The organism is Coleofasciculus sp. C1-SOL-03 (assembly GCF_040220555.1).
Taxonomy (GTDB): Bacteria; Cyanobacteriota; Cyanobacteriia; order Cyanobacteriales; family Coleofasciculaceae; genus Coleofasciculus.
The window spans coordinates 1-14,305 of the sequence record NZ_JAVJUO010000157.1 but is presented as its reverse complement, the minus strand read 5'-3'; the positions used below and the strand labels follow the sequence as shown (position 1 = coordinate 14,305).

Sequence of the window (14,305 nt, the reverse complement as noted above, 5' to 3'; positions counted from 1 at the left end):
ACAATGAAAGCCCATAAACCCGCCCCTACATGGGTAAACAATTAGGAAAAATTAATCTCGCCATAAGGCAATTCCGCCTAATAATCCGTTGATATTGGGGACAATTTTGACATTGGGCGGTAAGTCGAAGGTAATTTTTTTTGCTTCCCCGCCCCCAATATAAAGATAGTCGTAATTAAATAAATGTTCTAGCGTCGCGATCGCCTTTTTTAACCGATTGTTCCATTTCTTCTCTCCCTTCTTGTCTAACGCCGCCCGCCCTAACCGTTGTTCGTAGGTGTCTCCCTTGCGAAAGGGGTGATGCGCCATCTCTAGATTGGGGACGAGTTTGCCATCGACAAATAAGGCTGAACCAAATCCTGTTCCTAGGGTAATCATCAATTCCACCCCTTTACCCTGAATTGTGGCTAATCCCTGCATATCTGCATCATTCGCTACACGTACAGGCTTGTTTAAGGCTTTAGACAGAGTAGTGGCTAGATCAAATCCTTGCCAACTGGGATCTAAATTCGCGGCGGTTTTGACGACTCCAGCCATAACTACGCCAGGAAAACCCACCGATACGCGATCGCATTCTCCTTGGGCGGTGGCTAATTGGGCGATCGCCTCAATCACAACATCCGGTGTCGCGGGTTGGGGTGTGGTGACTCGATGGCGTTCGGTGATCGGATTTCCCCCCTGATCTAACATGATCGCCTTAATTCCACTTCCACCAATATCTATGCTAAGAGTACGGCTGGATTCATCTGCTTGCGCCATCGGATTTTGATCCTCCTGTTTCAGATAAAAAAATAGGAAACCACTACAACATTTTGATTGTGTAGGGGCGGATGTAGGGACGAATTTTGATTCTTTTCCCTAGCCTAGCTGCCAAACCCACCCTTTGTTTGAGTTTTAAATGTGTAGGGGCGCGGGTTTAGGGACTAACTTTGATTGTTGTTCCTAGCTTAGCTACAAAACCCGCCCTCCCCTCCGTTCTTGTTCCGATTAGATAATTTTCGCCCTCGCCCGTTCTGAACGTGCCTCAGCACTTTCCATCACGTCTGCCATTTTATGCACCATTTCTCCGGGATAGTTTTCTAACACTTTGGTCGAGAGAGAAACGCGATTCGTCCCTTCATCTAAGTCAATCACGATCGCTTTAATGGGTTGACCCACCTTAAACATATCCGTCAAGGATTCCACCATGTTTTGGCTGACTTGTTTAATGTGTAATAAACCCGTAATCCCTTCTAATTCCACAAACACACCAAAAGGTCTGATATTGGAGACAGTACCTTCCACTAACTGTCCAACCTCTAGCATCGAGAAACTTGCAGCGCGAGTAGCTTCCCGTTGGGAAAAGACTAACTTGCTGCGATCGCGATCGGCTTCCAGGATGCTAACGGTTAAGCTTTGACCAATCAGCGACTCTAAATTTCCCCGTTGATTCAGGTGCGATCGCGGAATAAATCCTCGCAATCCTTGCCAATCTATCGTCACGCCGCCTTTATTCACGCCAGTCACCTGTACCTGTAGGGACTTGCCACTGTCTTGGATTTGTACCAGTTGATCCCAAATCTTATTGATTTCCAACTGACGCCGCGATAGAGTTATCTGACCTTCAGCATTCTGTTCCCGAATAATCAGAAACTCCAACTCTTCCTGCAAGGGCAGTATCTCTGACCAATCTTCTACGGGGGCAACTGACACTTCCCGTCCCGGAACATACGCCAGGGATTTCCCGCCAATATCGACATAAACGCCATCCATTTCATAGCTATGCACTTTGCCTCGTACCACCTGCCCTTGACTAAATTCATAGTCATACTCTTCCAGGGCTTTGGCAAAATCTTCCATGGAAAAGGGAGTTTTGCTGGTTTGAGAACGGGTTGATTCTGAAGTCATGAGTATTAAGTGTTGAAAAAATAGATTTGCTATGTCATTTTTCATTTGCCATTGGGGATTATTGATGACAAATAATCGATGACCAATAACTACAGTTCCTGCTGAAATAGCGTCTTCACTTTTTCCCACGCATCTTTTGCCGCTTGTGGGTTATAGCTGGCACGTTGATCGCAGAAAAATCCGTGATCAGCGCCCTCATAGCGAAAGATCTGGTGAGAAATTTGCTGCTTTTTCAGTTCAGCTTCAATCTGGTTAACTTGTTCAGCCGGGATGCTAGCATCGTCTAAGCCAAAGAAGAGATGGATGGTTCCGGTAATATCCTGGGTGCGGGTAACTGTCGGTTTATCTCCTCCTGGCGTCATCGTGGCAATTCCTGCACCATAGAAGGAGGCTGTGGCTTTGATGTCGGGTAAGGTTGCCGCTAAATAGGCGACATGACCGCCAAAACAGAAGCCGATACAGCCGATCGCATTGGATTGAACTGGGCTTTGTCCTCTTAAGTAGTCAATCGCCCCTTGGATGTCACCCAGCAGTTCTTCCGCCTTAGTTTGTGCCTTATACTCCTTGCCGATTTTCAGGTCAGCTTCGGTGTATCCGGTTTCAAAACCGGGGGCTTGGCGTTGATAGAGGGCGGGTGCGATCGCGACGTATCCCTCTTTGGCAATCCGTTGAGTCACATCTCGGATATGGTCATTCACGCCAAAAATTTCCTGCAACACGACCACCCCTGGTAAAGACTCCTCTCCCACGGGCATCGCTAAGTAAGCGTCAATTTGTAGAGAGCCGTTTGTAATCTTAACCCAATCGCTTTTGATTTCTCTAGCCGTCATAATTCAGGTTCACGCTGTTGTTCGTCGATCTATCGCAGTCCTCGCTGCTATAGCTTTTGACCTTCTGGTCAATGGTCAAACTTCTGCTTAATTTTAACGCTCATGTCCCCCCAATTCAGCAAATTATTTACAAATTATTCTAATTTTATTAGCTTGCTTATTATTTTTCAAGGTTTTTGTTCTTTTTTGCTGTTGTTCCAGCACGCTAATAATTGGCGTATGTCTGAACAGCGTTAAAATTAAAAATCTGCTTATTTAAGCAAAAAATACTGTTGCACGTCGTTAGTTGATTAAAGCGAACTATTTAATAGGCGAATACCCTGACTATAACAGATTACTTATTTTATTTTTTATCATGATAGGCAATTAAAATGCACAGTTGCTTAGTCAAGAGGCTATTCTGGTAGGGACAGCCGAATGATACATCAGATTAAGAAAATCCCACTTGTTTTAAAGTTTAGTTATGATACATGCTTAGAAGAAATGCCTAGGTCAGGACTAGAGGGTCAGCCACCCACCATCCGATCTTCAACTGTACGTTATACTCTTGTGTCTATTGAAGAGCAAGTGCTTGGGAGACTTTATAATGGTTCAGCATCATATCCAGCCTGATAGCGAAATCCCTGCTTCAAAGCAGCTATTCGACCAAATTCAGTTTGCGATCGCCTCTCGCCAGTATCCACCGGGACATAAATTGCCCAGTACCCGTCAGTTAGCCATGGAGACGGGATTGCATCGGAATACAATTAGTAAAGTGTACCGCCAGCTAGAAGAAACCGGACTGGTTGAATCCATCGCCGGATCAGGGATTTATGTGAAAGCCCAGGGTCATGAAGGCGGAACTCAGCGTCAATCTCCGATTCTCCAACAATATCCACAAGCATCTGGTATTGTTCAGCAGAGTCTGGATGAATTACTCTCTCAAGGGTGTTCCCTCAATGAAGCCCGCGAACTCTTTTTAGCCGAAATTGACTGGCGGTTGCGCTGTAGTGCTAGAGTCTTGGTTACCGTAGAATCACGAGACATGGGCGCTGGAGAGTTAATGGTGCAGGAATTGGAATCCGCCCTGGGAATTCCCGTCCAGTTAGTCCCCTTAGAAGAATTAGAACAAACCCTAGAACGCACCAATTCCGGTACAGTCGTCACTAGCCGTTATTTTATCCAAAAAGCCGAAGCGATCGCCGCGCCGAAATCTGTGCGGGTGATTCCTGTGGATATCCACGACTATGGACAAGAAATCGAAATTGTTAAAAGTCTTCCCAAAGATAGTTGTCTGGGCTGTGTCAGTCTGAGTGGGGGTATTCTACGGATTGTAGATGTGATTATCCACAGTTTACGTGGGGATGATTTACTCCTGATTACCGCTCAGGTTAGTGATAAATATAAACTGAATGCTTTAGTTCGTAGTGCGCGAACAATTATTAGCGATCAAGCCAGTTATGATACCGTGAAACGGGCAATTCTAGACGCCAGGGATGATCTGATCCGTCCGCCTAAGCTGGTTTGCAGTGAAAATTATATTGGCACAAAATCGATTAATTTACTCAAGCGCGAATTGGGTTTAGGGTAATTAGGGGTTGCTGAATAAGTATTGTGGTGAGGATAGGGAACAGGGAACAGGGAACAGGGAACAGTTGTAGTGCGAGCGTCTCGCTCACTATTTTGTATGTTTTTATCTATCGAGGCAAATTTGCTTGCACTCGTTCTAAAGTTTAAAATTGGCTATAAAACATAGGACGGCTGAGAACCTAGGAAATGCACGGTATGATACCAAATCCGGGTTAGCTAACCCCGTTATAACCCAGTCCGCGCAGGCGGACTTTGTTTGTGTAGCAGCGATTTCAATCGCCTCCTCAAAAGGGAGTAATAAAGGCGAATTTGGTATGATCAAGGTAATCATGCGTGACTTCAATGCCATGCCTAAGTTTACCTTTGCCGCTATCTCTCTAGACGATCTAAAATCCTTCATTCACCTCCATGAAGGCTTCATCGGCAACTATGAATGGAACCAAACTGATTCTATTGTCTTAACAGAGCATGAACAGCAGCGAGTCACAGAGGTAAGTGCTTATTTACTCAACCATGACACCACCCTGATGAATGAAGCAACCGTCTGGGGGAAGGCAATTTTTCCATTGCTGATCCTAGCCGAACAAAATAATATCGAAGCTTGGGCAGAGGTAACACTCAAAGCACAATACAAAACCTTTGAGTTAGAAGGTGTCGTGGATGGTGTATTAGGCAAAAGTGCGATCGGTCGAATTGAAGCACCTTATCTTGTTGTTTTAGCAGCCAAAAAAGGTCTTGATGCCCAAAACCCTGTGTATCAGCTTTACGGTCAACTCTTGACGGCTGCCCATTTAAATTGGCAACTTAATGGTAACGATTGTCAAGAAATGTTTGGGTGCTACACGATTGGCGATATTTGGAAGTTTATCCGGGCAGAGATTTCAGAGATTACCAGCAATCGCCCCGTTCTCAAAACTGAATCCTCTCGCGAATACGTTGAAAAACTAGAAGCAGCAACGATTCTCAAGCTCCTCAAAAGCATCGTACAACGTTATGTGAAATTCTGCCAAGGTTAACCGTTAGGCGGTACAGTGGTAGAGACGTTGCATGCAACGTCTCTACAGACTAATTCGCTCTAGCAATACCTGATTAATAACTGTTTGATAACCAATCCCTCTTTTTTGGGCTTCTTCTTTCGCCCATGCTAAGACTTTCGGGTGAAGTCTAATCGAAATTTGCTCATACTTCTCCTCTTCATTTTTAACAGGTCTACCCCGCTTTTTCAACTCCATACCAAACTGTTCAGAAATCGCTGCTCTGAATTTATGATTTTCTTCTGGTGTAACTCGTCTCGCCCTCTCAAAAGGGAATTCAGATTCCTTGTTCATATCTCCTGCGTTCTCTTTTTGTCGCTTTTCTGGCACTAATTATCCGAAGCTTTTCACCGCGCATTGTAAAAACAACTACGATCATTGAGCCATTTTCCGCTTCCCCAATTGCCCATTCTCTTTCCTCTCCCTCGGAATGCTTGGAGTCTTCCGTAAACAGGAGATAGGGATCAGCAAAAACTGTCACGGCTTCCTCAAATGTAACACCATGTTTACGAAAATTGGACTCAGCTTTCTTGTCGTCCCACTCAAAGCGCATTTTTTATAGTATATACCAAAATATCGGTCTTCAAATTATTTTATAGTAGCGATCGCCTTTTCTCAGCTAGCACATTAACCTAGGTCATGAAACTGGCGATCGCACTGTGCGTCAGAATGAATCGCCTTTCAGGGAGAGGGCGATCATGTACTCTCAGGGAGCGAAGTAATATAGAATGGACGATCTTCCCTACACACAATGTCAATTAGATTGGCTACCTGAATTCGCCCAGAGTATGCGGCGCAGACTGAAACGGGTGAATACCACAACTGAACAGGCACGCCGGGAGGCATTGATTTTTCCGTATCTGGTGGAATATTTACCTTTACATCCAATACCTCAGAATTTAGAGTTTGTAACGCGGACGATTATGGGAATTTTGCAGGGAGAGGCGATCAAAACTTAAAGGACTCCACCTTTTAACTGAGATGGAGTCCGAATAGATGTGACTAAATGAAGCGGAAATTACAGAATACGGAAGATAAAGGGATAGCGGAAAGATTGATCAGGATTATTCAATACTTGCAAAATCGCGATAATTGGCATAACAACATTCACGATACCCAAAAGACCCAGTAGGGGCCAACCAATAAGCACAACTGTCAAGATGCCAAAGATTAAGCCGTACAGCCAAAGGTTAAGGTGAAAGTTCAGTGATTCTGTCGCGTTTTCTTTGACCACTGGGTCATCAGACACTAACAAAACGGCGATTGGAATACCGATAGATACCAACGCCGCACTAATAAAAATTGATCCATGACAGAGGGCAGATAAAAGCTTGCGTTTGTCGCTATCATAAACATCATACGTCATGCGACCGACCTCCTTCCCCTCAAGGGAAACTAACTCTTCATTCTGACTGTAGCAGGTTCGCTGAACAATACAGGTCGTGAATTCCGACCTGTACAGGGGGGATATTTCTCTTATAAGGTACACAGATCCCCGACTTCTCCAAGAAGTCGGGGATCTTACTTGCATTTGCATACCCCTCTACACCCTCCTTAAGCCATCAAGCTAACCTCTGGCTTGGGTACAGATTGCTGTAGATGTTGCTGAATCGGAATCTCGATCGCGAATTCTGCGCCTTGTCCGGGTGCGGATCGACATTTCAATTGACCTCGGTGTTTCTCGACGACGATTTGATAGCTAATGGATAGTCCTAATCCGGTTCCTTTACCTACAGGTTTGGTGGTAAAGAAGGGGTCAAAGAGTTGACGCTGAGTTTTCTCAGTTATTCCTGGACCATTATCGATAATTCGGATCGCGACTTGGTTAGGTGCGATCGCTTCAGTCTGAATCCGAATCGTGGGATGATTTTGTCCATTATCCGTTGTTCTTAATTCCTCTAACGCATCGATCGCATTACTCAACAGGTTCATAAACACCTGATTGAGTTGTCCCACATAGCATTCTACTTTGGGTAAATCTCCATACTCTTTAACAATCTGAATTTCCGCATATCCCGGTTTTGCCTTGAGTTGATTTTGCAGAATCAGTAACGTACCTTCTAACCCTTCATGCAAATCCACCGCCTTCACCTCAGCTTGATCCATCCGGGCAAAGTTACGCAACGACAGCACAATCTGACGAATCCGCTTGGTTCCCACTTCCATCGAGTCGAGTAGGTGAGGTAAATCGTCTCGCAGGAAGGCTAAATCCATCTGTTCCGCCGTCGCTTGAATTTCCGGGGCGGGTTGGGGATAGTGCTTATCGTACAGGGAAATTAACTTCAGTAAATCTTGAGCATAATTTTTGGCATGGACTAGATTCCCGAAAATAAAGTTAACTGGATTATTAATTTCATGGGCTAATCCGGCGACGAGTTGTCCCAAACTCGACATTTTTTCCGTATGAACTAATTGGGCTTGGGTATGTTTTAAGTCACGCAACGCCTGTTCTAAGAGGGTGGCTTTTTGCTGAATTTCATCCTGCGATCGCCGCAATGCTACTTCGGTTTGCTGACGTTCCTGAATTTCAGCCTCTAAACGCTGGTTGGCGGCTTCCAGTTCCACCGCACTGGCAACATCAAAGGCTTTGGGCATTAATGGTATTAACTCTAGGGCAGTATAGACGGAAATTAACGCCGTGATCGCTTTGATTAATCCAGATAGCCAATAATCGGGATGCCAAATTGTCCAAATTGCCATAGCATGGGTCATACCGCAGGCAATGATAAAAGCGGCAAACATGAGAAAGATGCGGGAAAACGGCAAATTCCGTCGCTGATAAACAAAATAGATTAAGGTTAGGGGAATTGAGGCATAAGCCAGGGCAATGAACCCATCGGATAATAGATGTAGCCAGACTAAACCGGGCTTCCATAGGTAGCAGTTGCCATGAGGCATGAAAAGTGGGGCAGTCAAACTGTGCGTGATCAACGACTGCATAATGTCTCCTTCTAGTCAATAATCAGCTCTTATCTGGTAAAATTGAAACGGTTTGAGGGGACTCAATCAGTGATCCGTGAAACAGTGAACTATGACTCAGCATACAGTCAGGAACCCCACGCCTCCTTGTTACCCCTTACTAACCCGGATTTTTGATGGTGGAGCATGTAATCCTCTAGCCAGGAAATAAGGAAAAAAAATAAGGAGAAAGTTCTCACCCTGTTAACGTTTGAACCTGAAGCAATTGGATTGACTCAAACGGCACTGATTTCAGTATTCCCCAAAATTAGCAGAAACTACACCTTCTAGGGGTATAACTCTATAGGGTGAATTGTTATAAAAAAAGCTTGACAATTTATGACTTAGGATATAGAAGATATTAACTCAAGCTAACCGACCCAGGATGTCAACTTCTATAATGGAAGGCTGAGTGTTCCGTAATTAGGCGTTTTGAATGTCCACTGAACTTAAGGCTGAACTGCAAACGGCGGTTGAACACCGACGGAATTTTGCGATTATTTCCCATCCTGACGCGGGGAAGACGACGCTAACCGAGAAGCTGTTACTCTATGGAGGTGCGATTCACGAAGCTGGTGCGGTGAAAGCACGACGGGCGCAGCGTAAGGCAACGTCGGATTGGATGGCGATGGAACAACAACGGGGAATTTCGATTACCTCGACGGTGTTGCAGTTCGCGTACAGGAATCGCCAGATTAATTTGCTGGATACGCCGGGACACCAAGATTTTAGTGAAGATACCTATCGCACATTGGCGGCGGCGGATAATGCGGTGATGCTGGTGGATGCGGCGAAGGGGTTGGAACCGCAGACGCGCAAGTTGTTTGAAGTCTGTCGGATGCGATCGCTGCCGATTTTCACATTTATGAACAAAATGGATCGTCCATCGCGGGAACCCTTGGAACTGTTGGATGAAATTGAGCAGGAGTTAGGGTTACAGACGTATGCCGTGAATTGGCCCATTGGTATGGGCGATCGGTTTAAGGGCGTATTTGACCGCCGTCTGCGGCAAATTCACTTGTTTGAACGGACGGCACATGGAAGTAAGGAAGCGGGAGATACGGTAATCGATTTGGGGGATTCCCGGATTGAGAAATTGCTGGATCAAGACCTGTATTATCAGTTGAAAGAAGAGTTAGAACTAATTGAGGAGATTGGACCGGATTTAGATTTAGAGTTGGTGCATCAGGGTCAGATGACACCTGTGTTCTTTGGTAGTGCTATGACCAACTTTGGCGTCAAGCTGTTTTTGGATGCGTTTTTAGAGTACGCCATGCAACCCGAAGCCTACAAGTCTACCGAGGGCGAAATGCCGCCAACCTATCCAGACTTCAGCGGATTTGTGTTTAAGCTGCAAGCGAATATGGACCCCAAGCACCGGGATAGGGTGGCATTTGTCCGGGTTTGTACGGGTCGATTTGACAAGGATATGACCGTGAGTCATGCACGGACGGGTAAAACGGTACGGTTGTCAAGACCTCAGAAGTTATTTGCCCAGGGCAGGGAATCTCTGGACGTGGCATATCCAGGGGATGTGATTGGCTTAAATAATCCAGGAGTGTTTGCGATCGGGGATACAATTTACAATGGCAAGCGCTTGGAGTATGAAGGAATTCCCTGTTTTTCTCCGGAATTGTTTGCCTATTTGAAAAATCCCAATCCCTCTAAATTCAAGCAATTCCACAAAGGGGTGACAGAGTTGCGCGAAGAAGGGGCGATACAGATTATGTATTCTGTGGATGAGTCCAAGCGTGACCCAATTTTAGCCGCCGTGGGACAGTTGCAATTTGAGGTAGTTCAGTTCCGTTTACAGAATGAATATGGCGTAGAAACGCTATTAGATATGTTGCCTTATAGTGTTGCCCGTTGGGTAGCTGGGGGGTGGCAAGCCTTAGAGAAAGCGGGACGGTTGTTTAATACGGCGGTGGTGAAAGATAACTGGGGGCGTCCAGTTTTGTTGTTTAAGAATGAGTGGAATTTACAACAGGTGATTGGGGATCATCCAGAGTTGCAGTTGAATGCAACAGCGCCTGTGGTTTCGGGACAGGAACCTGATTCGTTGTGACCTCTCCCCTAACCCCTCTCCGGCGAGGAGAGGGGAATAATTTTGTAAGCTTTATCACAGCCGATGCACAATTTTTATAGCAATTACAACCAAGAAAAAAACGATGGCGAATGGAATTCGCAGCTACACAAACCAAGTCCGCCTGCGCGGACTGATGTTGAGAGTGAGTTGACTGAAACAACTACCTGGTCACAATTTACAGCCCAGCAATTCTTTTCCGGATACAGCGAGGCAGATGCTATCTATAACAACGTTATGTGAGTTATAATTTAAGCTGGAATTACGATGGTTTATTTTGTGGCGAAAACGGGTTGATGTACTTACCGGAGTCCGAGCGTGTAATTTATGAACGCAATCCCCTTATTCAGGTGGCGTGCCAATTGCGGTTCCCACCCATACTTAAGATTTCGCGCCAAGAGCCAGTGGATTTTCAGGATGAGATCAGGTTTCAGTACCCACTCTTTGAGAGTACACAGCCGAAGGTTCCATCTGAAATCTCTCAAGCTATTCAAAAATTTGGTTTACCCCTATTGAGCGATATATCCTATAGTTTTAAATCTGAAGACCAGATATGGCACTTATGTATTAGCAAAGATTCTATTACTCTAAGTACATCTGCATACGAGAGGTACGAACATTTCCAAAAACGTTTTCGAGAAGCGGTTGAACTTTTTGAAAGAATATATACGCCATCTTTTTACACAAGGGTTGGACTTCAATATCAAGACTTGATTATTCGCTCAAAGCTAGGGCTTAAAAATCAACAATGGTCAGATTTGATTACAGAACATATTGGTTCCGAGCTATACAATGCTAAACTTGCACCCTCAATTCAGTCAATTATAAAAGACCTAGTTTTGAAAACTGAACAGGGTCAAGTCCATTTTAAGCATGGACTTGTTTCCGTGAAACAACCAGACAGAAGTGACGATGAGCTTGCTTATTTATTAGATGCTGATTTTTATACAGAACGAAAAATAGAGAGAGGTGAAAATGTCTGGAACATACTCGGTAAATTCAACAAATCAGCTAGAAATCTTTTCAGATGGAGCATCACAGATACCCTCCATCACGCTATGCGACCCCAGACAGTTGAAACCACAGAGATATAGTCAGACTTTAGCAGAAATTCCTACAAAAAATTTTGTTATTGATCGAGAAAGTGGGAAAACGCTTATAGTTCAGCATCCATCGTTTGAACTAATGATGTCCGATTCTTCTCTATCTTTCAGAAGTGATTGGAATCGTCTACCTGTCAGTAAACTTATTGCACTACTGGAATGCTTGCTAATCCTCCAATCTCTGCCGGAATCTGCTTTAGAAGAAGCGGCTGAGGAACTTCAAGGAATTGCTGATTTTTATTCCGATCGCTCTTCTCAAGCTAATCTGTCTACTAGTCCAGCTAGCCCAGTTAAAGGTAAATTGAAATCCGCTCAAGTTAGACCACCTATTGTTGTAGAACCCTAGGTTATCTAACTATATTTGATGCATGAGGAAAAAAGCAATCTACCAGCCGTCAATTAAGAATAGTTCTCTCAGGCAAGGAGAGATACTAACAGATGTGGTTCAGTACAACCCTGTTGTTAGTGAACTATCACGAGAGGCTGAAGAATTGTCTTTTGAACCAGTCATTCATCCTTATGCAATTATTGTCACACAAGATTGTGATTTAGATTGGGATTATAGAGCTAGGCAAAGTAATAATACTCAATCATCAAAATTGTTAAATTCTGTAATTTTATGTGAAATTGCAACAGCACAAGAAGTTAGAGACATAGCAGATAAAGATATCATGAATAGGAAAGCGTGGGAGTTAGTTAAATCCCAACGTCATGAAAGGTTTTATTTTTTTGAAAAAATTCCTGTTGAATATGAATTAGAACAAGCAGGTTTACCTGAGTTAACGGCTGATTTCAAGAAAATATTTGGAATCGATGCAGCTACCTTATACCGTCAAATTGACCTAGGAATAGCCAAGCGACGTACCGTTTTATCGAGTCCTTACCTAGAACATTTTTCTCAACGGTATTATAGTTTTCACAGCAGAGTTGCATTGCCTTATCAATACGAAAGTGAATGAGAAAGTTAATAGTAGGCGGGTATCGAAATGAATAAACGGCATCCATCGGATGTCCTCATGCTCCTAACTCATCTTGGGAAATCAGCTACGATCAATAAAATAGATCGCGCGGGTTTTGCCTTTGTCATTGACTATAATCGTCGGCTTTCCCCGCGTCTTACTCAAGCCGATCAAACCTGGTTGACGGAACATCTAAAATCTCAGGATTTGATCAACTCATCTGATGACTAACTTTTCACTCGAAGCCTAGAAAGCTGAGAAGGTACAGCAACCGCCATAGCGGTTAGGACACATCATTTAGTAGAGACGTTGCATGCAACGTCTCTACAACAGTTCGGAACCTCCTAATCGATATGTCTACCGCTATAAAATTAAAGATGAATGATACCAAATCCGGGTTAACTACTCTCCTTATAACCCAGTCCGCGCAGGCGGACTTGGTTTGTGTAGCAGCGATTTCAATCGCCATGGCAAAACAATCGCCATGGCAAAAGGGAGTTCTTATTCACAACATCCTAATTAACCCGATAGACCAACCACTTCCCCCGAACCTTCAATCACTTCCCCAATCCGATAAGCCGTTACACCTTGAGATTCAAACCAACGACAGGTTTTTTCGGCTTGAACCGATGACACCAACACCACAAACCCAATCCCCATATTGAACGTATTAAACATCGCTTCTCGACTCACTTGACCCGCCTCAGCCAGCCATTGAAAAATCGGTAAAATCTCCCAACTATTCGGCTCAATCTGCACCGATTGCCCTTGACCTAAACACCGAGGTAAATTCTCTGGTAAACCGCCACCTGTAATGTGAGCCATTCCATGAATTTCAATTCCAGCTTGTAGCGCATCCAGAATCGGTTTCACGTAAATTTGAGTCGGCGTCAGCAACACATCTCCTAAACGTTGACCTCCTAGTAAATCGGGACAGCTATCCCAACTTAATGGCGAGTCCTGGTTAACCGAATCGCTAACAATTTTGCGGACTAAACTAAACCCATTACTGTGAACCCCCTGACTAGCTAACCCAATCGCCACATCTCCCAATTGCACCTGGGAACCGTCTAAAATTTCGCTTTTTTCCACAATCCCCACGCAAAATCCAGCAATGTCATACTCTCCCGGTTGATAAAAACCGGGCATTTCTGCGGTTTCTCCTCCCAACAACGCACAGCCAGCCTGACGACATCCTTGAGCAATACCCGCTACCACCTGAGTGAGTTGTTCTTGATTCAGTTTTCCTGTGGCTAAATAGTCCAAAAAAAATAGGGGTTGTGCGCCAGATGTCAAGACATCGTTGACACACATGGCAACTAAGTCAATACCAACGGTGTCGTGACGATTCAACTCGTGAGCCAGTTTCAGCTTTGTCCCCACTCCATCGGTTCCCGACACTAAAACGGGTTCGCGATATCCCATCGGTAACTGGAAACAACCATTAAAGCCACCGAGTCCCCCTAAAACTTCCGGTCGATGGGTGCTTTGGACTAGCCCTCTAATCTGCTGTACAAACGCTCGACCTGCTTCGATATCAACACCAGCTTCTCGATAATCCATGGAATATCACTAGGAATGAAAGAATTTTTCCGAATGTAGGGGCGGATTTCACTATTATCATTTTTTTCTGCCCCGATGTGACTCAACCCGCCCCAACCCAGGAATGTAGGGGCGGGTTTCACTATTATCGTTTTTTTCTGCCCCGATGTGACTAAACCCGCCCTAACCCAGGAATGTAGGGCTCACAAGGGTAGGTTTTTTAAGATGGGGGTTTAGGTAAGACTTAGAAGACAGGTAGACCAGTAGACAAGGAAGAGTGAGAACGGAAAATAGGGCGTTTCGGCTTTTAGAAGTGAGTTTGACCGAACCTAATTTTGTA

The 14,305-nt window shown here is 44.6% G+C and carries 16 protein-coding genes; 8 read left to right on the top strand and 8 right to left on the bottom strand.

The window, feature by feature from the left end:
* Positions 1-51 precede the first annotated feature (51 nt).
* The 3 genes from RIE73_RS25395 to RIE73_RS25385 form a co-directional block, all read right to left on the bottom strand.
* Complete coding sequence (locus RIE73_RS25395) at positions 52-759, bottom strand: ROK family protein (protein WP_446403820.1); 708 nt, start codon at positions 757-759, stop codon at positions 52-54.
* A 228-nt stretch (positions 760-987) separates the two neighbouring features.
* Positions 988-1,887, bottom strand: coding sequence for a S1 RNA-binding domain-containing protein (locus RIE73_RS25390; protein WP_446403822.1), 900 nt, complete (start codon positions 1,885-1,887; stop codon positions 988-990).
* Positions 1,888-1,976: 89 nt separating this feature from the next.
* A complete protein-coding gene (locus tag RIE73_RS25385; RefSeq protein ID WP_446403819.1) occupies positions 1,977-2,717 on the bottom strand; it encodes a dienelactone hydrolase family protein in 741 nt (246 codons plus the stop codon).
* A 586-nt stretch (positions 2,718-3,303) separates the two neighbouring features.
* Between RIE73_RS25385 and RIE73_RS25380 the strand changes: the two genes are divergently transcribed.
* Both RIE73_RS25380 and RIE73_RS25375 read left to right on the top strand, forming a co-directional pair.
* Positions 3,304-4,287 carry a GntR family transcriptional regulator gene (locus RIE73_RS25380; protein ID WP_446403818.1) on the top strand — a complete coding sequence of 328 codons (984 nt, stop codon included), beginning with the start codon at positions 3,304-3,306 and terminating at the stop codon, positions 4,285-4,287.
* A gap of 313 nt (positions 4,288-4,600) precedes the next feature.
* The gene (locus tag RIE73_RS25375; protein WP_446403817.1) at positions 4,601-5,302 is read left to right on the top strand and encodes a hypothetical protein; all 702 of its coding nucleotides are present in this window, start codon (positions 4,601-4,603) and stop codon (positions 5,300-5,302) included.
* A 42-nt stretch (positions 5,303-5,344) separates the two neighbouring features.
* Here the strand turns inward: RIE73_RS25375 and RIE73_RS25370 are convergent, their stop codons facing one another.
* Positions 5,345-5,614 (bottom strand): BrnA antitoxin family protein, encoded by a 270-nt coding sequence (locus RIE73_RS25370; RefSeq protein ID WP_446403816.1) that lies wholly within the window; start codon positions 5,612-5,614, stop codon positions 5,345-5,347.
* Positions 5,598-5,873: a BrnT family toxin gene (locus tag RIE73_RS25365; protein ID WP_446403815.1), complete on the bottom strand. Its 276-nt coding sequence runs from the start codon at positions 5,871-5,873 to the stop codon at positions 5,598-5,600. The genes RIE73_RS25370 and RIE73_RS25365 overlap by 17 nt, the downstream gene beginning before the upstream one ends.
* Before the next feature lie 175 nt (positions 5,874-6,048).
* On the opposite strand from RIE73_RS25365, the gene RIE73_RS25360 reads away from it, so the two are divergent.
* Positions 6,049-6,279: a hypothetical protein gene (locus RIE73_RS25360; protein ID WP_446403814.1), complete on the top strand. Its 231-nt coding sequence runs from the start codon at positions 6,049-6,051 to the stop codon at positions 6,277-6,279.
* Positions 6,280-6,338: 59 nt separating this feature from the next.
* Here the strand turns inward: RIE73_RS25360 and RIE73_RS25355 are convergent, their stop codons facing one another.
* Together RIE73_RS25355 and RIE73_RS25350 are read right to left on the bottom strand one after the other, a co-directional pair.
* Positions 6,339-6,686 carry a DUF4870 domain-containing protein gene (locus tag RIE73_RS25355; protein WP_446403813.1) on the bottom strand — a complete coding sequence of 116 codons (348 nt, stop codon included), beginning with the start codon at positions 6,684-6,686 and terminating at the stop codon, positions 6,339-6,341.
* Between the two features lie 188 nt (positions 6,687-6,874).
* Positions 6,875-8,260 carry a sensor histidine kinase gene (locus RIE73_RS25350; protein WP_446403812.1) on the bottom strand — a complete coding sequence of 462 codons (1,386 nt, stop codon included), beginning with the start codon at positions 8,258-8,260 and terminating at the stop codon, positions 6,875-6,877.
* Positions 8,261-8,714: 454 nt separating this feature from the next.
* Between RIE73_RS25350 and prfC the strand changes: the two genes are divergently transcribed.
* From prfC to RIE73_RS25325, 5 genes are all read left to right on the top strand, one after another.
* Positions 8,715-10,343: a peptide chain release factor 3 gene (prfC, locus tag RIE73_RS25345; RefSeq protein ID WP_446403811.1), complete on the top strand. Its 1,629-nt coding sequence runs from the start codon at positions 8,715-8,717 to the stop codon at positions 10,341-10,343.
* A gap of 314 nt (positions 10,344-10,657) precedes the next feature.
* Positions 10,658-11,455 (top strand): TIGR04255 family protein, encoded by a 798-nt coding sequence (locus RIE73_RS25340; protein ID WP_446403821.1) that lies wholly within the window; start codon positions 10,658-10,660, stop codon positions 11,453-11,455.
* A 91-nt stretch (positions 11,456-11,546) separates the two neighbouring features.
* The gene (locus RIE73_RS25335; protein ID WP_446403810.1) at positions 11,547-11,810 is read left to right on the top strand and encodes a hypothetical protein; all 264 of its coding nucleotides are present in this window, start codon (positions 11,547-11,549) and stop codon (positions 11,808-11,810) included.
* A gap of 22 nt (positions 11,811-11,832) precedes the next feature.
* A complete protein-coding gene (locus RIE73_RS25330; RefSeq protein ID WP_446403809.1) occupies positions 11,833-12,423 on the top strand; it encodes a hypothetical protein in 591 nt (196 codons plus the stop codon).
* Between the two features lie 27 nt (positions 12,424-12,450).
* Entirely contained in the window at positions 12,451-12,654 is a 204-nt protein-coding gene (locus RIE73_RS25325) for a hypothetical protein (protein WP_446403808.1), read from the top strand.
* A 288-nt stretch (positions 12,655-12,942) separates the two neighbouring features.
* Here RIE73_RS25325 and purM read toward each other — a convergent pair whose 3' ends face one another.
* Positions 12,943-13,986: a phosphoribosylformylglycinamidine cyclo-ligase gene (gene purM, locus RIE73_RS25320; protein WP_446403807.1), complete on the bottom strand. Its 1,044-nt coding sequence runs from the start codon at positions 13,984-13,986 to the stop codon at positions 12,943-12,945.
* Positions 13,987-14,305 lie beyond the last annotated feature (319 nt).